Source organism: Rhizobium sp. BK591 (assembly GCF_014195045.1).
GTDB classification, from domain to species: Bacteria; Pseudomonadota; Alphaproteobacteria; order Rhizobiales; family Rhizobiaceae; genus Rhizobium; species Rhizobium anhuiense.
The window spans coordinates 207555-231761 of the sequence record NZ_JACIAZ010000001.1 but is presented as its reverse complement, the minus strand read 5'-3'; the positions used below and the strand labels follow the sequence as shown (position 1 = coordinate 231761).

21 protein-coding genes are annotated in these 24207 nt (G+C 58.0%); 13 read left to right on the top strand and 8 right to left on the bottom strand.

Annotated features, from left to right (window positions below; genetic code table 11):
• Positions 1-74 precede the first annotated feature (74 nt).
• The 8 genes from FHX10_RS01060 (at position 75) to FHX10_RS01025 (ending at position 12409) form a co-directional block, all read left to right on the top strand.
• Complete coding sequence (locus tag FHX10_RS01060) at positions 75-935, top strand: DUF1236 domain-containing protein (RefSeq protein ID WP_063474445.1); 861 nt, start codon at positions 75-77, stop codon at positions 933-935.
• 831 nt (positions 936-1766) lie between these two features.
• On the top strand, positions 1767-2723 hold the full coding sequence (locus tag FHX10_RS01055) for an NAD-dependent epimerase/dehydratase family protein (RefSeq protein ID WP_063474444.1): 957 nt from the start codon (positions 1767-1769) through the stop codon (positions 2721-2723).
• 31 nt (positions 2724-2754) lie between these two features.
• Positions 2755-3975, top strand: a complete 1221-nt coding sequence (locus FHX10_RS01050) for a glycosyltransferase family 2 protein (protein ID WP_063474443.1) — start codon at positions 2755-2757, stop codon at positions 3973-3975.
• The gene (locus FHX10_RS01045; protein ID WP_063474442.1) at positions 3969-6971 is read left to right on the top strand and encodes a trifunctional glycosyltransferase/class I SAM-dependent methyltransferase/polysaccharide deacetylase; all 3003 of its coding nucleotides are present in this window, start codon (positions 3969-3971) and stop codon (positions 6969-6971) included. The genes FHX10_RS01050 and FHX10_RS01045 overlap by 7 nt, the downstream gene beginning before the upstream one ends.
• Positions 6972-6973: 2 nt before the next feature.
• On the top strand, positions 6974-8047 hold the full coding sequence (locus FHX10_RS01040; RefSeq protein WP_176707356.1) for a glycosyltransferase family 2 protein: 1074 nt from the start codon (positions 6974-6976) through the stop codon (positions 8045-8047).
• Complete coding sequence (locus FHX10_RS01035) at positions 8040-9791, top strand: ABC transporter ATP-binding protein (RefSeq protein WP_028758123.1); 1752 nt, start codon at positions 8040-8042, stop codon at positions 9789-9791. Before FHX10_RS01040 ends, FHX10_RS01035 begins: the two co-directional genes overlap by 8 nt.
• Before the next feature lie 5 nt (positions 9792-9796).
• Positions 9797-10912: a glycosyltransferase family 2 protein gene (locus tag FHX10_RS01030; protein ID WP_210294324.1), complete on the top strand. Its 1116-nt coding sequence runs from the start codon at positions 9797-9799 to the stop codon at positions 10910-10912.
• A 1290-nt stretch (positions 10913-12202) separates the two neighbouring features.
• Positions 12203-12409, top strand: coding sequence for a hypothetical protein (locus tag FHX10_RS01025; RefSeq protein WP_028758125.1), 207 nt, complete (start codon positions 12203-12205; stop codon positions 12407-12409).
• Positions 12410-12817: 408 nt separating this feature from the next.
• Here the strand turns inward: FHX10_RS01025 and FHX10_RS01020 are convergent, their stop codons facing one another.
• From FHX10_RS01020 to FHX10_RS00990, 7 genes are all read right to left on the bottom strand, one after another.
• The gene (locus FHX10_RS01020) at positions 12818-13066 is read right to left on the bottom strand and encodes a hypothetical protein (RefSeq protein ID WP_028758126.1); all 249 of its coding nucleotides are present in this window, start codon (positions 13064-13066) and stop codon (positions 12818-12820) included.
• 102 nt (positions 13067-13168) lie between these two features.
• Positions 13169-13876, bottom strand: a complete 708-nt coding sequence (locus tag FHX10_RS01015; protein ID WP_063474439.1) for a TfuA-like protein — start codon at positions 13874-13876, stop codon at positions 13169-13171.
• Positions 13873-15045 carry a YcaO-like family protein gene (locus FHX10_RS01010; protein WP_063474438.1) on the bottom strand — a complete coding sequence of 391 codons (1173 nt, stop codon included), beginning with the start codon at positions 15043-15045 and terminating at the stop codon, positions 13873-13875. The genes FHX10_RS01015 and FHX10_RS01010 overlap by 4 nt, the downstream gene beginning before the upstream one ends.
• 42 nt (positions 15046-15087) lie before the next feature.
• On the bottom strand, positions 15088-15300 hold the full coding sequence (locus FHX10_RS01005) for a hypothetical protein (RefSeq protein WP_028758129.1): 213 nt from the start codon (positions 15298-15300) through the stop codon (positions 15088-15090).
• Positions 15301-15320: 20 nt separating this feature from the next.
• Entirely contained in the window at positions 15321-17165 is a 1845-nt protein-coding gene (locus tag FHX10_RS01000; protein ID WP_063474437.1) for a hypothetical protein, read from the bottom strand.
• A gap of 9 nt (positions 17166-17174) precedes the next feature.
• The gene (locus tag FHX10_RS00995; protein WP_028758131.1) at positions 17175-17600 is read right to left on the bottom strand and encodes a helix-turn-helix domain-containing protein; all 426 of its coding nucleotides are present in this window, start codon (positions 17598-17600) and stop codon (positions 17175-17177) included.
• A gap of 171 nt (positions 17601-17771) precedes the next feature.
• Positions 17772-18464, bottom strand: coding sequence for a bifunctional 2-polyprenyl-6-hydroxyphenol methylase/3-demethylubiquinol 3-O-methyltransferase UbiG (locus FHX10_RS00990; protein ID WP_244604783.1), 693 nt, complete (start codon positions 18462-18464; stop codon positions 17772-17774).
• Between the two features lie 514 nt (positions 18465-18978).
• On the opposite strand from FHX10_RS00990, the gene FHX10_RS00985 reads away from it, so the two are divergent.
• Positions 18979-19866: a DUF6030 family protein gene (locus FHX10_RS00985; RefSeq protein ID WP_184389033.1), complete on the top strand. Its 888-nt coding sequence runs from the start codon at positions 18979-18981 to the stop codon at positions 19864-19866.
• A 6-nt stretch (positions 19867-19872) separates the two neighbouring features.
• Here FHX10_RS00985 and FHX10_RS00980 read toward each other — a convergent pair whose 3' ends face one another.
• Entirely contained in the window at positions 19873-20247 is a 375-nt protein-coding gene (locus FHX10_RS00980) for a hypothetical protein (RefSeq protein ID WP_244604782.1), read from the bottom strand.
• A gap of 205 nt (positions 20248-20452) precedes the next feature.
• Between FHX10_RS00980 and FHX10_RS00975 the strand changes: the two genes are divergently transcribed.
• From FHX10_RS00975 to pssM, 4 genes are read left to right on the top strand one after another with little or no spacing between them, the layout of a single operon-like run.
• Positions 20453-21526 (top strand): endo-1,4-beta-xylanase, encoded by a 1074-nt coding sequence (locus tag FHX10_RS00975; RefSeq protein WP_047611512.1) that lies wholly within the window; start codon positions 20453-20455, stop codon positions 21524-21526.
• Between the two features lie 31 nt (positions 21527-21557).
• Positions 21558-22709: a glycosyltransferase gene (locus FHX10_RS00970; RefSeq protein WP_063474434.1), complete on the top strand. Its 1152-nt coding sequence runs from the start codon at positions 21558-21560 to the stop codon at positions 22707-22709.
• The gene (locus FHX10_RS00965; protein ID WP_047611515.1) at positions 22709-23215 is read left to right on the top strand and encodes an acyltransferase; all 507 of its coding nucleotides are present in this window, start codon (positions 22709-22711) and stop codon (positions 23213-23215) included. The genes FHX10_RS00970 and FHX10_RS00965 overlap by 1 nt, the downstream gene beginning before the upstream one ends.
• Entirely contained in the window at positions 23212-24114 is a 903-nt protein-coding gene (pssM, locus tag FHX10_RS00960) for an exopolysaccharide glucosyl ketal-pyruvate-transferase (RefSeq protein ID WP_063474433.1), read from the top strand. The genes FHX10_RS00965 and pssM overlap by 4 nt, the downstream gene beginning before the upstream one ends.
• The last annotated feature ends 93 nt before the right edge of the window (positions 24115-24207 follow it).

Below are 24207 nucleotides of genomic sequence, written 5' to 3'. Positions count from 1 at the left end.
TCCAACCATTAGGGCACGCATGCGACGCATGGGAATGCGGGCGGTATGGCGTGTTCAAACTTCGGAGATCGATTATGAAAAGCAACCATCTCACCATGATCCTGGCCGCGCTGTCGCTTGGCGTATCGCCGCTTGCAGCACTGCCGGCCGCAGCCCAGCAGGACACCAAGAGCAGCGGCCAGGCGCAGCCCGGTTCTCAGATGGGCATGGACGCCGGTGCGCAATCCGGCGCCGGCAAGACAGGCACCGACTGCACCCCCGACGCTTCCGGAGCCTGCCCGCAAGGCAAGGGCCAGTCAACGCAGCAGAAATCCGGCCAGGGTTCCGACATGCAGAAGAACGCCGAGCAGCCTTCGAACGATAACGCGAAGAGCGGAAGTGCATCCGGCAAGTCTTCGACCGAAACCAAATCCGGATCGCAAGACGCCAGCGGCGGCGCCACGGCCGAACAGAAGCCAGCCGGAAAGTCCGCCACCACGGATGGCAGCGGCACCGCCACCTCGAAGAGCAGCATGCAGAATGCCAAGCCGGCGGAAGGCACGGATAGCGGCAGCGCCACCAAGAGCGGTGATGCGTCAAAGCAACCTGCCGACCAGAACGCGACGACGAACAAGAGTTCGTCCGAAACCAACGTGAACAACACCACGACGAACAACCAGACGAACACCAAGACCAACGTCAACATCTCGGTCGAACAGCAGACCGAAATTCGAACGGCGGTGAAAGAGGTGCATGTCGAGCCGGTGAAAGAAGTGAACTTCACGGTCTCCGTCGGAACGAAGATTCCGAAGAAGGTCCGGCTCGAGCGGTTGCCGACGCGCATCGTGAAGATCGTTCCGCAATATGAAGGCTACCGCTTCTTCATCCTTGCAGACGGCCGCATCGTGATCGTCGATCCCAATGCATTGACGATCGTCTACATTATCGAGGTCTAAACGAAGCAGACGGTGCCGGCGGCGTCTTTTGCGGCGCCGGCACCGATGAATGAAAGTTCGTTTCGGGCTATGCGGAGAGCCGGGCACCGCCACACGTGCTTTCCGAAAATCGAAACCGATTTTCGGAAACAATGAGCTTGATTCAATGCCTTAGCGCGTTATCTCCCCGCCTGAAAAAGACGCGCGGCGGATAGTCGAATGACGATGACGATCGTTTCCACGCGCAAAATTCAGACCAAAGTCCGACCCACCCCGGACTTCGTGCCCATACAAAACGTTCGATCACTGTAATAACAATACTATATCCTCAAGTAACGAAGCGAGATGGCGTGAGAAACGGGTTCGACTTCATCGGATCGTATTTATGTGACGACTTCTACTTGGAAAATGATACCCAGAGACTGGCTGTTGTTGACAATCATTGCAGCGGATCTTTCGAAAATATAGCGCACATCAGGCATGCGGTGTCTGCACCGACAGACATGCTTTTCGTTGAGACAACCTCAGCTCTCTGGGTCCGGAACGCGTCTGAGTGGTTGTCGATACCATGCCGACTCCTTCGTCGAACCGCAAATGGTGGGGCCGTCTCATGGAACGGATAGTCAAGTTCGGGCAGGTCGTGATGATCGCGCGACGATCATCGGCAGCATCCAGTCCGGCCCGGCAGCTCGTGATCGAGCGCGGCATCGGCAGAAACACTTTAAAGTAGGCACATCTAACAATTAACATTAATAGGCGAGTAATTCTTAGAACTCTTCTAAATAATTGTCATGCATTACAGGTAATGCTAATAAACAATCAGCTTAATCTCAAGTCACGAGGCACGAAGCAATGAAAAGCGTATTGATTTCTGGCGGGGCTGGCTTCATCGGATCCCACTTGTGTGATCGACTTTTGCTGAGGACGGATATTCAGAAGTTGGTCGTTGTTGACAACCTCTGGACGGGGCTTTTCGAAAATATCGCGCACATCCGGGATCCCCGTTTCCACTTCGTGAAATCCGACGTCGAGACGCTGCAGACCTCGGATAAGTTCGACGAAATCTATCACCTTGCATCCCCGGCATCGCCGCCGTGGTACATGAAGGAGCCGAAGAGGACGATCTCCGCCAATCTTCTCGGGGCATTCCGGTTGCTCGACTTGCTGAAGAAGGGCGGACGTTTCGGTTTCACCTCGTCTTCGGAAGTCTATGGCGATCCTCTGGTGTCGCCGCAGCCGGAATCCTACAAGGGTCAGGTCGACTGCACCGGTCCGCGCTCGTCCTATGACGAGAGCAAAAGGTGCACGGAGTCGCTGCTGTTCGAGATGCAGCGCACGCAAGGGCTCGATGTCAAAGTCGTCCGCCCCTTCAATATCTATGGTCCGCGGACACGCACCGACGATGGGCGCGCCGTCTCCAACTTCATCACCCAGGCGCTTTCGGGCCGCCCGATTACCGTGTTCGGCGACGGCCTGCAGTCGCGCAGCTGGGGTTATGTCGACGACATTGTCGACGGTTTCGCGCGCTATTTCTGGATCAATCAAACCGACTACAAGGGTCCCCTGAACGTCGGCAACGATCGCGAGATTTCGGTTCTGGAGGTCGCGCAATATGTCTCCAGACTCGTCGGCGGCGTGCCGATCGTCTTCGAGCCGTCACCGCCGCAGGACCCCACGAACAGACGGCCGGACTTGACCAACGCGAATTATGTCATGCCCGAGTGGTCGTGCAAAATCACCTACGAACAGGGCGTGGCGAAGACGCTCGATTGGTTCAGGAGCCAAATGAAGGCGCACGCGGCAGAATAAACCATGATGACTTTCGAGACTCGCGCCCCGGCTGCATGTGGCGTATGTTCACGGGGCGATTGAGAGAGTGACGATGCGAGAACCCATTCCGTCCGATCTGAAGGATATAAGTTTTCCCGTACCGATCCACTATCTTGATCTCGCCACGTCTCACCTCGATGCGGCTTCGCCTTTGGTCTCCGATGGGCTCGTGGTCTTTCTGTCGGATGGTCTTCCCGTCGGACAAGCCTATATCGAAAGGCCCGAGACGGCGGCGGCACTCGCCGAGCGTGTCGTACGACGCGAGACGCTCGAGCATGCGCGTCACGTTGCGCAAACCCCTGTGCGCAACCGCGACGTCAGCATTCTGATCTGCACCAAGGACCGGCCGGAGGAACTGCGCCGGTGCCTGGCCTCGATCCCCGAACAGTCGCTTCAGCCGGTCGAGATCATCGTGGTGGATAATGCCTCAGCAGGCGATGCGACGCGCCGCGTCGTGGAGGAAGCGGGCGCCACCTATGTCCGTGAAGACCGGGTCGGGCTGGATTATGCCCGCAATGCGGCGGTTCGGGCGGCGAGAACCGAATTCGTCGCCTTTACCGACGACGACGTCGTTCTCCACCAGCGATGGCTGGAGAACCTGATGAAGGGATTCGATCTGCCTGAGATCGCCTGCGTGACGGGATTGGTCCTTCCCGGAGAACTGGCAACGCCGGCACAGTTCATCTTCGAAAAGCATTGGAGCTTCGGCCGGGGCTATCTCAGGCAGGACTTCAATCAGGATTTCTATACCAGGGACACGCGTTACGGCGCTCCGGTCTGGACGATCGGCGCCGGCGCAAGCCAGGCCTTCCGCCGCAAGGTCTTCGACGAGATCGGCCTGTTCGATGTCCGTCTCGACATGGGCGCTGCCGGCTGCTCGGGCGATTCCGAATACTGGAACCGGCTGCTCCATCATGGCCACGTCTGCCGCTACGAGCCGACGGCTGTGGCCTGGCACTTTCACCGCAAGGACATGAAGGGACTGGCCAAGCAGATCCACCAATATATGAGCGGCCATGTCGCAGCCCTGCTGGTGCAGTATCAGAACACCGGACATAACGGCAATCTCAGGCGCATCCTCATCTCCTTTCCGAAATATTATGCCGGAAGGCTACGGAAACGATTTCGCAAAGGCGCGACATCGAACGACTTTTTCCTGAAGCAGGAGATGCTCGGCAGCGTGAATGGCGCTTTCTATGTTCTGCGACGATGGAAGATGCCTGCATGGTGAGTGCTGCGACACCTGAGATCTCATTCCTCATTCCTGCCTATAATGCAGACGATACGCTTGCCGAATGTCTTGCCAGCCTGCAGCAACAGACACGCTCGAACTGGCAGGCCGTCGTCGTCGATGACGGTTCGAGCGACCGGACTTGGGAGGTTCTCGAGGCCATCGCCGGAAAAGACAGCCGCATTCTACCCGCCCGCCAGCCGAATGCCGGTGCGGCCGCGGCGCGAAATCATGCCGCACGCCTGGCGGCGGCGCCCCTGCTCTGCATGCTGGATGCCGACGACTGGCTGGATCCGACCTTCATCGAAAGCATGCTGCCTGTGGCAGAGGATGCCTCCCCGCCTGTCATCGCCTATTGCGCCTACCGCCGGGTCGCCCCGGACGGCCGGCTGCTGCGGGTGGAAGCAGCCCCCATTCTGGCGGGCGATGTCGCCAAGCGCGAGTTCTCCTCCTTCTGCGCGCTCGCCATCCATACGGTTGTCTTTCCCAAAAGCCTTTTCGAGCGGCTGGGAGGCATGGATGAGACCCTACAGACCGGCGAGGACTGGGATCTCTGGATGCGCATGGCCTTTGCAGGCGCAGAATTTCGCCGGGTCGACACGTGCCTGGCTTTCTATCGCATGAAGGCCGGCTCGCTCTCCGGCGATCCGGTCAAAATGGTGCGTGACGCCGTTCGCGTGACGAGGAAGGCGCAAGCGCTGCTGAGGCAGCAGGGCTTGTCGACCGAGGGGCCGCAGACAGGCTGGATCCCGCCCGCCGTCAGCCAGCTGCGCATGCTCGCCTGGGTCGTCGCAGCCAAGCTCGATCCGACCTTGGATGTCGCGGCCCTTGGCGCACTGCTGCCTGACATGCCTGATGCCACGGGCTATGAGGGCTTTCTTGTCGACGTGATCATGCACGGATTGCAGACGGGAGTGTTTTCCGATCGGGCCGACGATCTCATCGATGCACTCGACACATGGCGACCGACTTTTCTTTCGCTCATCGAGCTGATCCAGCGGCATTCCTTCCCCGGCACCGGGCGGAAGATCGTGGAGAACGTCGCTTGGCAGCTATCTGCCGCGAATCTCCTGCGATCTTTCACGCTCGGCAATGTCCAAGTCGTCAGCGTCGAGCTGGGCGCGCTTTCCAGGATCCCCAAGGCCGAGCAGGCCGATACGCTCGTCATGCACGCTTTCTCACGCGGACAGCATGTCGGCACCTTTGTCGGGCCGCTCTGGGGCGATCTTTCGATCCGGGCGCAAATCCGGCTGATCATGCAGGAGATGCAGGCAGGCGAGCATCTGCAGACGCCGCCGACGCTCGCCTATATCGGTTCCTGGACGAGGGAGGCGCTGCGCGGATACCGAGCCTTCGGCGGGATCATAATCCGGCACGGCCGGCGGCGCGGCCGCCTGGAAAGACTGATGGTGGGCCTTGGGCGCAAAGCTCTCCTTGCCTCTGCGTCAAGCGACAGCGATGACAATGATGCACGGCTCTCCGACAGCCTGCGGACCCTCCAGCGCGACCCGGCGCCACGCCCCCTAAACCCCTCCGGGCCGCGCCCAGAGGAAGAAAAGGCAGCTCCTGCCGTTCACTCGGAGGAGGAATACTGGGAGCATATCTTCGAACGACCGGATCCGTGGAACTACGTCTCGGTCTACGAGCAGGTGAAATATGCGCAGACGCTGAGCCTGATCCCAGAAGGGATCGAGAAGGTGCTGGAGCTGGCCTGCGCCGAGGGGATTTTCACCGAAAAGCTGGCGCAAAAGGTCGGCCGGCTGACGGCCACCGATATTTCCCAGCGGGCGATCGACAGGGCGGTGGAGCGGTGTCGCGACCATCGCAATATCGAGCTTCGCGTTCTCGATTTCGTCAGACAGGATCTTCCGCCCGAACAGGATCTCATCGTCTGCTCCGAAGTGCTGTATTACATGAAGGATGAGGAGATGCTCGCGGCTGCCTGCCGGAAGATGGCGGCCGCGCTGAAGGCGAACGGCTACCTCATCACCGCCCATGCGCATATCCGCCGCGACGAACCCAACCGGACGGGTTTCGACTGGGGCAATCCTTTCGGTGTCGGGACGATCCGGCAGGTGTTGGCCGCGCAACCCGGGATGGCCCTGGAAGAGACGATCGAGACCGAACTCTATGCCATCCACAGGTTCCGAAAAGGCCCTGTTGCCGCGGCTGTCCTACGCAGCGAGGGGCATGGAACCCCATTGGATGCGGATGTGGCAAAACACATCATCTGGGGGCCTGACGGCGTCGACCGCGAAGCGGCATGGATGACGGAGGTCACGACCTCGGTTCCCATCCTGATGTATCACCGGATCGCACGGGATGGCCCCGCCGCACTCCGGCGCTTCCGCACCTCGCCTGATATCTTCCGCAAGCAGATGCAGTTCCTTCGGCGCCAGGGTTATTACACCGTGACGGCGCAGACCCTGGCGGAGCTTTTGCGCAGCGGCAAGCCGATCCAGGGCCGGCCGGTCATGCTGACCTTCGACGACGCCTATCTGGATTTCCTGACGGACGCCTTCCCGATCCTGGCCGAGAATGGCTTCAGCGCCGAGGTGTTCGTCGTGACCGATAAAGTCGGCGGCCGGTCGGACTGGGATTCCGCCTATGGAGAGCCCGCGGCCCTGATGTCGTGGTCGCAGATTCAGGAGTTGCACCAAAAGGGCATCAGCTTCGGTTCCCATCTCGCATCCCACACACCGGCCACTGCGCTGGACAATGAAGCCCTGCTCGCCGAAGCCATGCTGTCGCGCAATGTGCTGCGGAACCGGCTGGGCGCCCCGGTCGACTCCATCGCGCTGCCCTACGGCGCGACGGACTTCAGGGTCCCGGGCATTCTGGCGCTTTCCGGCTACGGGGTCGGCTTCACAACACGGCCGGATAAGGCCGGCTTTTCCGACAATATCTTCGGTCTGCCGCGCCTCGAAGTGCGCGGCGATCATCCGCTCGAAGCCTTCCCTGAGCTTATTGGCCTGCCGGGAGCCTTTATCGGATGACAATATCAGGCGCAGCCGCCCCTCTCATCACCGTCGTCATACCGGCTTACAATGCCGAGAGGACGCTTGCCGAAACATTGCGAAGCGTCTCTGCCCAGTCCTACGACAAGCTCGAAATCCTGGTGGTCGACGACGGATCGCGGGATGGGACCTTCGAACTTGCGAGCGATTATGGCCTGAGCGACCGCCGTATCCGGGTTCTGCGCCAGGACAATGGCGGGGTTGCACGCGCGCGCAACCACGGCATAAGAGAGGCACGCGGCCCCTATATCGCTCCCGTCGACGCCGATGATGTGTGGCACCCTGAGAAGATCGAGCGCCAGCTTCAGGCGCTGAGGACATTGCCCGGCGGACACGGGGTCGCCTACAATTGGTATGCGGCGATCGACGAGAACGGCATCATCTTCGGCCATTCACGACCGGTCATGCATCAAGGAAATATCTTCGAGCCGCTGCTGCGGGAAAACTTCATCGGCAATGGCAGCACCCCCTTGATGCCGCGGGCGGAGATCCTTCGCTGCGGCGGCTATGACGCCGGCCTGCGCGACAATGGCGCCGAAGGCTGTGAGGATCTGAAGCTTTATCTGGCGCTCGCCGAGATCCTGCCCTTCGCCTTGGTTCCCGATTTCCTCACAGGCTATCGCTTCACCAGGGGCAACATGTCCAGCAACGCCTATCGGATGCTGAAGTCCCATAACCTGGTCATGGCCCCGATCATCGCGCGTTATCCGCAGCTTGCGCGGGATGTCCGGGCAGCCCAATTCCACACGGCGCACTGGTATTTCAACAAGGCGTTTTTCCAAGCCGATTACGCGCAGCTCAGCAGGCTGGCGCCGATGATGGCAAAAAAATACATCCCGCAGCTGATCCTTCATGGCATCAAGCAGGGCTGGCGCCAGACGAAACGCCAGGGCATGCGGATGGCAAGGCATGTTCTCGGAAAGCCAGCCCGGCAAAAGAAGCACTTCGCCGCGGAGATTCCGCAAATCGGAACGGCATTCAGCGATCGTTTCTCGGCCATGCCTGCCGAGCAGGCGATCAGCCCGACCTCTTCGCGGACGGCCGGCCATGAATAGGTTTCGAAAACCAGCTTCCGCTAAACCGACAGGCGCCTATCTGGTGGTCGCGGCCCGGTTCCGTGAGCTTCGCCAACTCGTTCCCTCGTTGCGGCTGAAGATGACGGTGATGATCGTCCTGGGCATCCTCACGGGCTTCTCGGAAATGGTCGGGATCACCTTTCTGGTTAGCCTCGTCTTTCTTCTCGGGCAGGAAGGCCCGGTTGCCGGCAGCGCCGTCGCATGGCTTCCGGCGTTTTTCGGCGGCATCGACCTCAGTCTTTCCAAGCCTGTGCTGATCGGCATCCTCATCAGCTCGATCCTGTTCCGGATTCTTCTCGGATGCGCCAATTCGCTGATTGCAAGCGCGGTCAACCATCGGATCAGCGACAGCATGCGGGACCGCCTCTACGCCAAGGTCCTGACCATGCCGTTCCAGCGCTTTCAGGACTATGAGCGCAGCGACCTGATCAATGTCATCGCCACCGAATCCTACGCGGTGTCGTCTGCCCATGCCAGCCTCGTCCGACTGGGGGTCAATTTCGGCACAATCGTGATCTTCGGCGTCGGCATGCTGGTCATGGCTTGGCCGATCGCCTTGCTCGGGCTGGCCTTCGGCTTCATCCATAATTTCGTACTGGGGTTCTTCGCCGGCGCCTACCGCCGTCTCGGCACCTCCGCCCTGGCCGCAGTCGAAGCCTTGACGCAGTTGAGCTGGACAACCCTGCAGACATTGAAGGCAGTCAAGAGCTTCGGCCTGGAGAAGCGCCACCAGCAGCTCTTCGAGACGCTTTCGAGAGACGTCGGCCAGACCTGGCGCCGGTCGGACTGGATGGGAGCGACGACCTCGCTTCTGAGCGAAATCCTGACCTTCGGGGTCATTCTGACGATCATCCTGTCCTCGGAATTCCTGCCGGTCGATTTCAAGGCAGCGCTCTCGGCCACCATCCTGCTTTATCGGCTTCAGCCGCATATCAAGGGATTCGACTCGCAGATCCTCAGCCTTTACGAGATGGAAGCGTCGCTGCAGAACGTCCTGGCGCTGCTTGCCGAAAAGGATGACATCAAGCAGACCGCGCAAGGGGAGAAGGTCACCCGCCTGGCCGAGGCGATCGTCTTTCACAATGTGTCCTTCGCCTACGAGCGCTCGAACGCGCCAGCGGTTCACGATCTGAGCTTTGCGATCAGGGCAGGCGAGACGACGGCTCTGACCGGGCCAAGCGGCTCCGGCAAGACGACCATCCTCAACATGATCCTCGATCTCAACCGGCCGACCCAAGGCGTGATCACGGTCGACGGCCGGGATCTGACAAGCATCGACCGCTCCAGCTGGCTGCAACTGCTCTCCGTATCCGGCCAGGACGTCGAGCTGATGGAGGGTACAGTCCTCGACAACATCCGGTTTCGTCGCGATATCCCGGAGGAGGATATCCGCTGGGCCGCCGATGTGGCGTGCGCCACGGAGTTCATCGAAGATCTGCCCTATGGCTTCGACGAATGGCTGGGCGACGAGGCGATCCGGCTTTCGGGCGGACAGAGGCAGCGCATCGGCCTGGCGCGCGCGCTCGCCGGCCGGCCCCAGATCCTGCTTTTGGACGAGGCCACGAGCGCGCTCGACGAAGACACCGAGATGCGGGTATTTTCGGCGATGAAAGAAGACGCGGGCAGAACGCTGATCGTCGTCAGCCATCGGCCGGCTGTGGCCAGGCTGATGAAGAACCGGATCGATCTGCGTCCGCCCGCACTCACATCCAAGCTCGGGTGACGGTGATGGAGATGCCAACCACATCCAACATTCCAGTGGCGGTGATCGTTCCTGCCTATAACGCCAGCTCCTACCTTGCCGAGACGCTGCGGTCGGTCGTCGACCAGACCCACAAGGCGCTGGAGATCGTCATCATCGACGACGGTTCGACGGATGACACCGCTTCCATCTGCCGCCGCTTCGCCGATGGAGATGCAAGGATCCGGATTCTGTCGACGGAAAACCACGGCGTCGCTGCCGCCCGCAACACCGGGATCCAGGCATCGAACTCCCCCTATATCGCTTTCCTCGATGCCGATGACATCTGGCATCCGACCTATATCGAAAGAATGCTTTCGGCGCTCCATCGCCTGCCGGACAGCTGGGGCGCGGTCTATTCTCTGCACCGCTTCATTGATCCTGAGGGATATTGCACGAAATCCGGCTCGTCGCTGAGCGCCCGGGATTCCATTCTGAGCCGTCATCTCGTATTCCGCTTCGTCGGCAATGGCAGCGGCTTCATGGTTCGCCGGGCCGTCGTCGACACGATCGGAGGCTACGATCCAAGTTATGCAAGACAGGGGATCGGAGGGTGCGAGGATTTCGATTTCGAACTTCGCACCGCCGAGCATTTCAAGATCGAGACGGTGCCGTTGGGGCTGGTGGGATATCGTGTTCACTCCGAAGCCATGTCCGCCGATAGATCGCGCATGGCGCGATCCCTTCTCGCTGTGAGCGAACAGTGTATTGCCCGAAATCCGACACTTCCGGCCTTTGTCGTCAGCTGCGCCCGCGCATCGGCGCATCTTTATGCATTTTCAAAATTTGCCGCGTTGAAAGATTGGCCGAGCGCCGCTGCCTCGCTCAAACAGATTTATCATCATAGCCCACTGCTTGCTTCTGGCATCATAGCCAAATTGATTCTGTCAAAAGCCAACAGGGCCGCACACAGGGTCTTGTCCAAAGCCTGGCCGGCCAGGCAACCAAAGCAAAAGAATTTCGGAAAATTCGAAGAGATAGACCCGCTTATCCCACTGGTTGGCGGCTGGTCGCGCTTTAGAACCAAGGCATTGCTCAGCCGCTTGTCGGAGATCGACCGGTCTGGTGAATCCTCGCCGGCGACCTCGCCGCAGGACGCCTGAGCCTGTCGGCTATTAGCTCTGGCGCCTTTGGCTCTGCGCCCATATCGCGCCAAAGGATCGAGCGTTGTCAAATGTCTAAAGCTTTGACAAATAACACTTCTACCATCCTCTGAATATCTCGTCATTACACATCCAAAAAATCGATATCAAAACAGAATAACCGCCAGAAAAAGACAATTAATCTACAAAAATAACAATCATCCCAATAATGATCTGTGACAATATCAAATTTAACTGTAATCATAGCAGCGCACTGTGCAAACATTCCTACCGGAGGACCCGTCATCCACCCCGACGGGTCCTCAACTTTGCCTGATGGCAGGTTGCCGCAAATACGATCACTGTTATCGCTGCATCAAAGCCCGTGGATCGGAGTGGGGGGTGACGATATTGCCCCATTGAGATCGGCCCGACGCGAAACTCCCGCAGCGGCAAATGCCGAAGCGCCGGCTCTCCTTGGTCGATATTTTAGCTAAGGCCCCAATCGATCTCAGGATATTTTCGGAGGCGAAACAGTCTTCATCAATCTGATATCATCACCAGATAGAATTTTATAAGTATCGCAAACCCATCAAGAACAATGCATCCTGAGACTATTGCAATAGAAGCTATATATCGTTTTGCAATTGATACTTAAATACAACCATTATTTGAAATCATAATTTTACCTTTTGATAAAATTTGATTTGTTTTGGTAAATTGACCATCTCAGTCTATTCCGTACATTTAATGTTCACGATGTCGGCTTTAGCTTTTCTTTGGAACCGGAAAATCTGCCGAAAGCGATGTCCGCTCCGAATTCTCAACATCCCCCGCAACCTGCCGGTATTACTGGTGAGGTTACGACAGCCGATGGTCCAAAATTCGGGGATGGCCGCGCCTCGGAAACTTGCCGATACAAAGCCACACGGCCAAGCAGAAAGTAACATATTGATAAATATAGATTTTTAATAGATTTCCGCGGGTTGAACCGACAAACCCGGCCAGCAACATTCGCTCTATCATTTCGAACGTCGGCATATGGGCTCGCCCTCGCCGCTTGAAATACCGACGCAAAATCCGCGACGTAGGAAGCATCGGCCGTCTTTGGCGAGTGTCCCGAAACGAAACAATAGATATGCCCGAGCGTAGTCGAAAACCCCTGTTTCAATACGCCGGATCCTCGATGACATGCTTAACCTGTGTCGAAATGGTCTCACCTCGGCAGCGAATTAACCGTTCATAAAGCATTTGCTTGCTCAACTTATAATTTGTGTCATGGTCACTGTAAGTAGTGAGGGAGCCGACCTGATGAGTGATATAGCATCGCAGATTCCGGAATTTGGTTACGATGAGCGCGTGATGATCTGCCGGAAGCAGATCGAGAAGGCGGTCTATCAGTTCATTGCAAATACCAAGGTCGACGGATGCGATCCGGCGGAAGTGGCAATGGCCATCGCAGACATTGCCGACGATTACATTTTGCTGCTGGCTCAGAAGCGCAATTTGACCCACTGAAAGCAGGGATCGGCCGGCAAGCGGCCGATGTCCAGAGCACAAATGAAACCCGAAATCGCCGCCGCTTCCCTGCCGGGAGGCAACGTCAGCGAAGGCGCTTACCCCTCGCTTCGAAGCCATCCGTGAGATGGATATCGAACAGCTTCTAAACCAAACGCCAGCGGCCGGAAACGAGCCGGCCTTCCCCAACCTAAAATCGACATTAAGCGCCGAAGCATGGGCCCGTACCGGGCGTCGGCTTCAGCGCGTTGCCTCACGGCGGTTGAAACAAGCGGATCCGTTCGATTGACGGTTGCCCGATTGCGCAAGCGCACAAAATAACCCCGAAAATCGAAGCCGATTTTCGGGGTTATGCGCGGGTTTGAAAGCGGTGGAGTTTCTTCAGCCCGTCCGATCGGACGCGCCGTACTAATGACTTCTCACACTCACTTGCGGAACCGGAGAACTTAATTCAGCCAGTTCCCTGGTCAAACCCTCCCCCACCTCCTGCTTGACGGCCTCGAGCGCCAGGTCGAGGCAATTCGTTGCGAATTGCAGTTTGACATCCTGAGCGACCTGTCGCGCATAGGCAATCATTCGCGCCAATGCGACAAGCTCCTCCAGACCGTCTTCCGCCCCTTGGTCTGCGTCTATCTTGACAACCGATGTCACGCCCATGCCCATTTCTCCAACGAATTGAAGGCATGGTACGCGCGCAAACGTGATCGAGCCCGTGAAAAAAGCGTGACACAACCCCCGGTGACCATCATCATCTTCGATTCACAATGCTGGGCGTGTCCGGAACGGGGTTTCGTGCAGTGTCCAGGGCAGGTCGGCATTCGAACGACTGTCGCCGGCCTCCTGCACGGCTTTCAGCAATGCCAAGGCATCGATGCGCTTTTGATCGACGGCATTCGACAGAAGGGCCGCCAACAGTCGCGGACGATCCGGTTCGGTCAACCCTGCGCATTGCTCGACGATCGCCCGCCATGTCCGTTTCTTGAAAAAGATCGCGCCTGCGGCATCGTCGAGCTCCCGGCGCAACCCGCTTGCCAGCAGTCCGCCATCCTCCATCGCATCGAGCGTTGCGCTGACATTGACGAGGGGCACCGTCAGCGGCTTGCTGCCAAGCGCGCTTGGCGCGTGCGTAAGTGCGACGGCGGCATCGTCAACCAACCGGCCGCTGCGATAATCGTCGAAAATGCGACCGATCCCGACCATGCCGAACGAATGGCATTCGGCAGCCCGCAACGCGCCCATGCTTGCCGCCCCGAGAACCGCGACGCCCAGCGAAAGAGCATGGAGAATTTCCTTGTGCCAGACCGGCGCGGCATATTCGAAGCCGCCGTCGATCAGGCCGATGACATTGGCGCCCTGCTCCACCTGAGCCAGGACATCGCCTTGCGTGGCAGGCGGCAGGACGCGGATCCCGTCGCCGGCCAGCGACGCCGCATCGGGAAGACTGGGTCCGGCGAAAATGATCTTCAAAAGCCTATCGCCCTGGCAAGCGCCCGCGTTCCGAACCGCCGGGCGCGCGCGCCCTCCGGATTTTCGAGTTCGGGGATGACAACCTTGACGACACTGAAGGGAAGCGCCTCATCGCTGAGGCGCACGGCAATCACCGAAGCGATCTGCCTCTGTCGCAGCGCATCGAGCACGTGCTGCAGCATCTGCGCCAGATCCCATTGCCGAGATCCGGCCTCCCCACCGCTACCAATGGCGGCAACAGGCGGTGCGGCAACAGCATCGAAGGCCCGCCGCATCAGCGGCGGCAACGATCTTGAGAAAGTTGCAGGGGTAATATCGTCCCTGGCTCCGCTGATATAGGTCAGCCGGGATTGCACGGCCTCCGTCACCGCCCGAATGGCCCCGCGCACGGGGGACGGATGCGCGCCGGCGCCGCCGGTCACCTCGACAAGGCGAATGTCCCTGCCGCCGCCAATATCCCGCGGGCCCAGCATGGCGGTGAAACAGGGGATGCCGATATCGCTGGTGATATCGAAGAGCTTCAGTGCCAATCCCGATGCTTCGATCTTGTCGATCAGCCCGTCCAGGGCGCCATCCTCAAAGCCGCGGGGATCGACGCAGCCGGCATAACGATCCGCTTCCCCGCTCACCTGCCACAGCACATGGGCATCACGCTCGATGCGCTCCAGGACGCCGTGAAGGATCGCCTCCTCGATATTGTTTCCCGATGCCAGACCGTCCGAAGACATCCAGTATCGCGCGTCGCGTGTCCGGTCGAGCACCACCGCTTCAAAAGGGATATAAACCTCATCGCCGGTGAGGATATTAACGCCGGCAACCCATTCAGTCTCCTCGTCCGATCCGAGATCGGATTTATGAAGAGCGGTCAGGCAGTTCAGCGTTTCGGCCTTGTGCCCCATCGCCTGCAGACGGGAAGCAGTGCCGCGGACGAGATCGACGGAGGGTTCGCCCGCAACCGCCCGCTCGAGCGCTTCCATGACGGTGGATACTTTGGCGTCGAGATCGGTCAGGCCCTTTCCCTGGGCAATCACGATCGACCGCGAATTCGGGGCGTATGCGCACCAGACGGGGATTCCGGTGTCATCCAGCCCGGTGTGTCGCGCGACCCTGGTAATGCCGAACCTGGCCAAAAGAGGTTCGACGCGGGAAAGAGTTTCCCGCGGCGACATGCTTCTATCGGAATATATCGACCGGTGCGTCAGAATGCCGGCTCAGCCGTCGACGTGACCGGAAAGGGCGACCTGCGCCGACGAAACGGCGACGCCGAGGTCGACGTTCTTTACGAATGTACCGCCGGCTTTGCGCAGGCCGTTTGCGGTTGCCAAATCCCCCGTCGGATTGAGAGGCTTGACCGTGCCCGCATCGAGGTCGGCGAGCCAGAGACCTGCTTCGCCGGGTATTCCAATAATGACTGCCTTTGCCATGTAATGCCCCTAAGTGATTGTTAAAAACCAGCCCTCAACAGGCCCTCCCGATAAAGCTCCTTTTGCCATTGCTCCTTGAAGGGAACGATGGCGAGCCACTTCTCGACGTCGAACACCGGGTTGATGCTCTCGGCGCGCTGCCGATGGAAGAGCGCCCGTTTTCGATCGCCGATCATTGCGCAACTGGCCGCAGCGATGCGATGGGCCGGCGCTTTGTCTTTCATCGCCTCGACATAGGCAATGGCCTCCTCGTACTGTTCCAGAAAGAAGCTCGCTCCCGCAGCACACCAGAGATAGGCATCAGGCGCGATCGGATTGAGCGAAATCGCTCTCTGGATCTTGGCGAGCGCATCGCCCGGACGGGATGCATGCACGAGCGTGTCGGCATGGCTGTAGATGACGTCGGCAAAATGCGGGCTGAGCTCCTCCGCCAGATGAAGTGCGGCGACGCTGGCATCGACATCGCCGAGATAGAGTTTGGTGACGCCAAGCTCGCGATGGCCCGCCGCCGATGCCGGATCCCGCTCGATCGCCCGAAGCGCATTCTGCTCTGCCAGATGCAGCAGCTCATTATTCCCCTGCGCCGTCACAAGCCATTCGCTGGTGAAGGTTCTCGCCAGCCCGGTAAACGATGGAGAGAAATCCGCCTTATGCGACAGCGACTGCTTGAAAGCCTTCCGTGCCCGGCGGATATGCGGCAATGTTAGCTTGCTCATCAGGCTCGAGCCGACGAGATAAGCGTGATAGGCCTCAGGGTTGGCTTCGAAGCGTAAGCGCTCTTCCTCCTTTTCAGCCAGTTCGCGGGCCACCGACAAGGTCAACTGCTGCGCGATCAGCCGTCTCTGCCGGGGCAGCGTATCAGGCGTCATCACAAAGCGATGGGCCCAGATGATCTCGTCCGTGGGGAAGTAAATCAGCTGCGCGAACAATCCTTCGTCGGAGAACCGCGTATCCAGGAGATAGGCGATCGAATGGCGGGCGACGACGGTCGCCTTCTCGGAATCCCGGCGGATTTGTCCGGCCGTATGCGGTGCAACGATGGAAATATTTCGAAGCGCGCAGAGTTCGATCGTGACGTCTTCGATCAGGGCGCTCGCAAGCGCCAGCCCGGCATCTGCGTGTATCGAAGTCGGGGGAAGCAACACCAGCCGAGGCAGGATCAGCGGCAGCGATGCGCGTTCGATATCGGCAGAGGTCGCGCCACCGGTCTCAGCGCGCTTCACCTCCACCCTTGCAGGACCATTGCCGCTTGGCAATCTCTCGCCGAACGATGAACCGCCCGATAGCTGTTGCAGCAAGGCTCGGACCTGCTCGTCGTTCGGATCCCGTTCGAGGATCTGCAGAGCGGCGCTCGAAATGATGCGCGCAGCCCCCGACTTCTCTACATCAGGCAGCGCATCCAGCAATGCTTGCCGCAGTTGCAGCGCCTGAGCGTCCCGTTGCGCCCTCATCCAGGTATCTATTAGCTTTGTCGCTGGTTTGATATTTCCGATGAAGCCGCGCTGGGTCAGTTCGGCGATCGCATTCAGCCGCTCCAGCGGCGGACCGGCGGTGCGAAAGACATCCAGATCGCTGGAAACCGCCTGCGTGTTGAGACGAACCGTGGTGGCGGTGAAATCGAAGGGTATTTCGGCCCGCCCGCCGTCCGTCTCGCGGATGCGGGAAATCAGTTTGCGCAGATTGAGCCGCGCCAGTTCGGCTTCGACATCGCTCCATAGAAACTGCGCCAATTCATACCGGCTGAGCTCATGGCTCGCACCCGCGTAGAGATGGGCCATCATCAACAGGCCCTTGATCGGATAGCGAACCGGTTCGCCATTCGCGTCGATCAACCGTAGATCGCCGAACGTCTGCAAATGAAGCAAGGTGCACCTTCAGCCGTTCACAACCGGATCCTGCAACTCACCGTCGATGTCAGTCAATCCCGCGACCGCCAGGCTTTTGGCCAATGCTACCAGCTTTTGCCGGATATTCGGGTCCTCGATGGCGATGAACGCCTTGTTGAGCGCCAGCCCCTCCTTCGAGGACAAAAACTTGTTCAACTCGCTCGTCTCGCCCTCGATCGGTCCAGCGCCGCCGTTCTCGAAGAAAAAGCCGACGGGCACGCGAAGAATCTCGGATATGCGCTGAAGACGGCTGGCGCCGATTCTATTCGTTCCCTTTTCGTATTTCTGGATCTGCTGGAAGGTAATGCCCAGAAGTTCGGCCAAACCGTGCTGGGTCATCCCGAGCGTCTTTCGCCGAACTCTCACGCGATTGCCAACATAGACGTCGATAGAATTCGGCGATTTAGCCTTCATGTGAATAAGTCTCCCGCTTTATCAGCACGCCAGCTGTATAATGGAGAGTTTAAGCAAGAATGCAACTAAAAGTAAATATTTCGTAAGGATTTTTTTCAGCATCACACACAGTAAAAAACAACCTGTGGATTATTACAGCGGGCGCCGCTTGGCGCGGATATGCGCTGCGCTCTATCGCCCATTTCGCGGGAACGAATGCTCTCTGGGAGATGCGCCACTGCGACGCCGCCGCCAAAGAGGTTTTTGAGCGACGGCGATCATCGACTTGGCGAAAACAGGAATCCTTCCGACATATTCAAAACGAATATTGTCGAAGCCGGCATCCAGCAGCAGCGTGCTCAATGTGCTTTTCGACCAGAACTTGATATGACCATGTTCCTTCAACGGCATGAAATGGTCGTCCATTTTCCCCAGCGCAGCCAGGGCAAGATTCTTCAGGTAACCATGATAGGGCGTCGACATGACTGCGATACCGCCCGGCTTCACGAGATCGTACACCGTCGAGATGAATGCCTTCGGATCGTAGACATGCTCCACCACCTCAAGGCTGATCAGGGCATTGAATGTGCCATATTCCCTGGAAAGGTCGCCATAGGCCGAGCCGACATTCAACGGCAGGTCGGGATAATTGACATTGGCCTTGGCGATGCCGTCGCTGGAAGGATCGACGCCGACGACATAATACCCATGTCGCGCAAGAGCCGCTGCTGCGCCGCCGGTGCCACATCCCAAATCAAAGACGTCGTTTTCTGCAGAACCTTCGAAATGGCTCTCGAGCACGTCGAGCACGGAAGGCAAGATGTAGGAATGCGCGGTTGTCGGCTTGGCGTGAATATAGGTGGTTGCGTCTAGCTCGACGGACATGCCCCTCCCCCTCGGCGATTGCGCGGCAGACCCTATCCAGGAATACGTCGAAAATTTGATTAAACCTGACCAGCAACCGACAGACAATAATAATAGTCAAATTATAATCTAAAGTTTTATAATAAAAAACAAAACCTATACGCGATAAAGGAATTTACAACGCAGAATAGGCAAAAACAATTGTAAGTATTATTTACTTAAACTAGGTTATACATAAATAAACGCCCAACATCCGAAATAACGCTAAAAATCCGTGGGGTTGCCAAGAAAACAAAACGATACAATCGCTTCGAGGTCATCCTGGTATCCATCCCTGCAATTGCAGGGCTGCATTGGAGATTGTCGCGTGTGACGGTGTTGAAGCGTCCCTGCCGAAATCTGCAGCCCTCCCCTGATGCCGGCCCTTAAAGTGCCCAATTGCCGACACGAAGCCAAAGATATTTAACGGATGAATGTATACTGCTTGATTTAGACAGCCGATCGAAACCCTTCTCGCGTGCCGGAGAAGACAAGCTTGCCCGATAATTCGTCGTCCGCATATGCGAAACAGCCGTTGGGGAAATCGCGGGTTCCCGTGGTCTTCTGGTTGCTGCTGACGATTTCCCTCTCGCTAATCATGGGAACGGTGCTTCTTTCCAACGACATGAAACACTTGAAGACGGTCGGCCATTATTTTGGCTACGATCTCTTTCCTCCTGAGGTTAGGCCTCCGCCCAAAGCCCTTCCCCGCCCGAAACCACCTGTCACCTTCACGCTTCCCGTGCATCTCATCGAACCACCGGCGGCGCAGACCGCGTCGACTTTTCTACGGACATGGCGGATATCCGGCGCCGCAATGTGCGCGGCGCTGCGCGATGCCGGTATAGAAACCAGCGATTGGGCGGCGGCGAGCTTCAACGCCGATACGTTCGAATGCTTTTTTGAGCACAGCGGCAAGCGACAGAAGGACCAGCTCCCGAACTCTATCTTTGTGATCGTTCGGGGTGACGCCGCTGGCACGATCAACAATATGCGCGTGAAAATCATCAATCCCGAGACGGATCAAAATGGCCAGCTCGATCCCGGCATTCTGCAAATCTTCCAAATCATGCTGCGGCAGCCACAATGGCTCGATTTTCACGAGACGCTCGACGCGATCAAGAATCTGAAGGACATCAAGGAAGACGGCTTCGGAGCGAGCATCAGCTTCACCCGCGAGGTGCTCAATCCCGGGAATTATAATTTTACACTGTCGTTGGATGCCACTTCAGGACCTCAGAAAAGAACGAGAAATTACTTTTCGAGCAAAATATGGCTTCCATCGCCAGACCCCGCAGCCGAGATCGGCAGCGAGCAACCGGAATCGGTCTCCACGCCACCCGATCGCGAGGCGCCGGCAGAGAGCCGTGAGCATCCGCATTAGCGCTGATCACGCCATGTAACTTGCATCGTCGTGATGTCTGGCCAGAAGCCTGTAAAGCTCTTTCAAACTGTCCGCACTCGGCCGTTCGGTGCTGTCCCCACCCGCCAGACGCCAGACACGCTCGACATTGAGATCCTGCGTGACTTGCGCAAGATCTTCGTTCAGCGAGCGGATGACGATCTCCGACCGACGCAGCCGCCACGACATTCTGACGAGCGCTGCAGAGAGGAGGAAAATGATGCCGATGACGCCGAGAGCAAGGGCTATGAACTGCCAGTCATCGAGAAGGGATAGAGCGTTTCGTGCAGTCGCCATAAAAAAAACGGCATTATGAAATGCCATAGGAAAACAGCTCATCAGATAGCTAAACCAATCTTCCATCACGAGCGCCCCTCCGCAAAGATTCATATCTTGGAGCATCCTGAAAAGTCTATCAGATACTGACAATATCCCCTGCGGCGAAAGTATATTTGAGGTTGCATTACTCTACTCAATTGAACGCGAACCCCGCGATGGATCATTGCCGACGAGCCCGGCCCTTCAATTTCCACCGCGGACATGAAAAAAGCCAACAGTGAGAGATAGAATGAATAGAAGACGTTTCCTCGCCTCGGTTCCGCTCGCTCTGTTATATGCCAGGGCGGGCCACGCCTTTGCACAGGTGCCTCCGGCTGCAGGGCTACGCGCCCTTGCCGACAGGAAGTCGTTCCGATTCGGATCGGCAATCGATCTGCAAAACATCAACGATCCAATCGCTTCCGAGATCTACATCGACAACGTCAATTCAATAACGCCGCGAAACGAGCTGAAGTGGAATGCCACGGAAAAGAGACCCGGCGTTTTCAGCTTCGGCAGCGCCGACCGTATGGTTGCATTTGCACGCAAAAACAACATGAGGGTTTATGGACATACGCTGATCTGGTATCGCGTCCCGGAGTGGGTGTCTGATATCACGGATGCAAAGACCATTCAGGCGACCATGAACCGTCACATAAAACAGGTTGTCACTCGCTATAAGAACTCGATCGATGCTTGGGATGTGGTCAACGAGCCGTTGGAGTATGATGCACCGGACCTGCGGGATTGTGTTTTCCGACGCCTTCTTGGCGATGAATATATCCGCATGAGTTTCGACATGGCGCACCAGGCCAATCCCGACGCGACGCTGGTGCTCAACGAAACGCATCTGGAGAAAAAATCCGACGTGTTCGAACAGAAGCGCGCGCGGATCCTGAAAATCGTCGAGGATCTCGTCGCGAAGAAAACGCCGATCAATGCGGTCGGGCTGCAGGCGCATTTCCGCCCCGGCCTCGACCGGATCGATCCGGAGGGAATGGGGCGCTTCTGTGCGGCGCTGAAGGAGATGGGAATCGGCGTTTTCATTACCGAGCTCGATGCCTCCTGCCACTTCCTGAACCGCGACAAAGGCTTCACGCCGGCGTCCTACGCCGATATTTTCAGCGACGTAATCACCGTGGCGGCTGAGCATGGCGACTTGAAAGGCGTGACAGTATGGGGCATGTCGGAAAAATATGCCGATCGCGATGAGAAGGGGGCCGATCCCAATGCGGCTTGCACTAAGCGCGTTAATCTTTACGACGACAATAATGCGCCGAGAAGTGCGATTGATGGTATCCGGCGGGCAATAGAGGCAATGTGATGCGCAAGACAACGGAGACGCGAACAGATTCATGAAAAAGGCCGTTATTTATGTGGAAAAATTTTTGCCTGCCAGCCAGGCATTTGTTCTCAACCAGGCAGTAGCGTTTCGTTCTTTCGAAGCTGAAATTCTTGCCGGCTCGCGCATTTCTTCGGCCCATACAAAAAAATCCACTGTTCCGGTTCATGACATCCGTCGATCCCCCGTTGCGCGAGTCGGTGAACTGCTTCTGAAAATCCCGCAGATCGGCCTTCCCTTCCTCTTTCCTGCGATCGGCAAAGCCGATCTCGTTCACGCCCATTTCGGCAAGAACGGTTATGTCATCGGTCCCTTGGCGCGCGCCGCCGGCAAGCCGCTGGTCACGACGTTCCACGGCTTCGACGCCACCTATGGCGGCGATCCGAAAAAGCCGGGCGGCTTCAATCAGGTGCGCTTCTTCGCCAAAGGCCGAAGCGAGATGGCCGGCTGGAACAGCTGGAACATCGCCGTTTCCGATTTCATCCGCGACCGGCTGCTAGCGCTCGGCTTTCGCGCCGAGCGCGTCTATCGCCATCATATCGGCATCGACCTCGACCTCTTCAAAATGGAGCCTCGTCCGCGAAAAAAAGGGCTCGTGGTTTCCATTGCCCGTTTCGTCGACTACAAGGGCCATCGTTTCATGATCGATGCGCTTTCGCGCGTGGCTGCCGCCGGTACCCCGGTCGAATTCGTCATGGTCGGCCAGGGTCCGTTGAAGGAGGAAATCGAAGCACTGGCACGTCGTTCCTTGCCAAGCGTCACGATCCATGAAAATCTGTCGCAGACTGAGATAAGGGATCTGCTCGCCAGTGCGGAGCTTTATCTCCATGGAAGCGTGACCCTCGATAATGGTCACGCCGAAGCTTTCGGCCTCGCCAATCTCGAGGCGGAAGCCGTCGGGACTCCGGTCGTCGCATTTCGCTCGGGAGGCGTGGGCGAAGCGATCGAAGAGGGGAAAACTGGTTATCTCGTGGAGGAGCGGGATGTCGCGGGAATGGCGGAGGCGGTCGGAAGGCTGCTCAACGACCAGGCCTTGTGGACAGCCTTTAGCGTGCGGGCACCGCTTCTGGTGGCCGAGCGCTTCGACTTACGTCGTCAGACGGGGATGCTCGAGGACTATTACAGTTCCGTGCTAGACGAATTTGCCAGCCGGGGTCGGACTTGATGGTGCAGACAGGAAAAAAGCCGAAGTGGGGACTGAACGTATTTCGCCCGCTGCGGAACGGATTTGTGAAGGCCAAATGGCTCTATTATACGAAGTTCTGGGGAATGGACATCGATCCGACGGCCAGCTTTTCGTTGAGCGTGCGGTTCGACAAGACCAATCCGAAGGGATTGCATATCGGCGCGGAAACCTATGTCGCCTTTGAGGCGGCTATCCTGACCCACGATCTCACACGCGGGCTCTATCTTCACACGAGAATCGGCAAACGCTGCTTCATCGGCGCCCGCAGCATCATTCTGCCCGGCGTCGAGATCGGCGACGAATGCGTCATCGGCTCCGGCTCGGTGGTGACCAAGAGCGTTCCGCCGCGCTCGCTCGTGGCGGGCAACCCGGCCAAGATAATCCGCAGCGACATCAAGATCATTTCGCGTTACGGACGCATGGCCCGCGAAGACGACACGGTCTCGCAGATCGTGACGCACTTGCCGACTGGAGAAGCACGATGAAGATGTTTGCCTACCGGGGGAAACACGAGAATTTTGGCGACGAACTGAACCATTGGCTTTGGGAGCGTCTGCTGCCCGGCTTCTTCGACGAAGACGAAAGCCAGCTCTTTCTCGGCATCGGCTCGATCCTCTACGACAATTTCGATCCGAAGATGCAGAAGATCGTCTTCGGCTCAGGCTATGGCGGATATACCAACCCGCCGAAAGTCGACGGCAACTGGACGTTCTATTTCGTGCGCGGAAAGAAGACCGCGGAAATCCTCGGCATCGACCCAAGCTACGCGATCGGCGATTCGGGCATCCTCACGCGCAGCTGCTGGGATGCCAAAAGCATCGAGAAGCGTTATCCCGTCTCCTTCATGCCGCACTACGAAAGCGCCATGTACGGCAGCTGGGATAAAGTCTGCGATCTCGCCGGCATCCACTATATCGATCCCCGCTGGTCGGTGGAAAAGGTTCTAACCGAGATCAGCGCATCGCATAAGGTCGTCTCCGAGGCGATGCATGGCTGCATCATATCCGATGCGCTCCGCGTTCCCTGGCGGGCGATCCGGCCGATCGCACCCGGCAATCGCGCCAAATGGTATGATTGGGCGAGTGCGCTGGATCTGGAGATCGATTTCGATCCGATCGGCCCGTCGAACCTGGTTGAAGCCGGAGCGTCGCTGGTGCGGAAGAACACCTACCTGTTGAAAAACATCACGTTCCGCCACCGCCGCATCCGGCAGCTGACCGGTAACTATGTCTTCGGCTCTACCGTCCAGACGCTGCAGCGGGTAGCCGCGAAGCCAGGACAGCTCAGCTCCGACGAGGCTATCGTAAGAGCGCACGAGAAAATGCTGGCCGAACTGGGCCGGCTGAAGCAAGATTTTTCCACGCAGACGGCAAGCGCCCTTTAATGTCGCAGACCCCGTGACGAGGCAACAAAGCATGATGCTTTCCAACTCCATCAACACCCTTTGCTCCTGCAAGAGGGAGACGCACTCGGAATG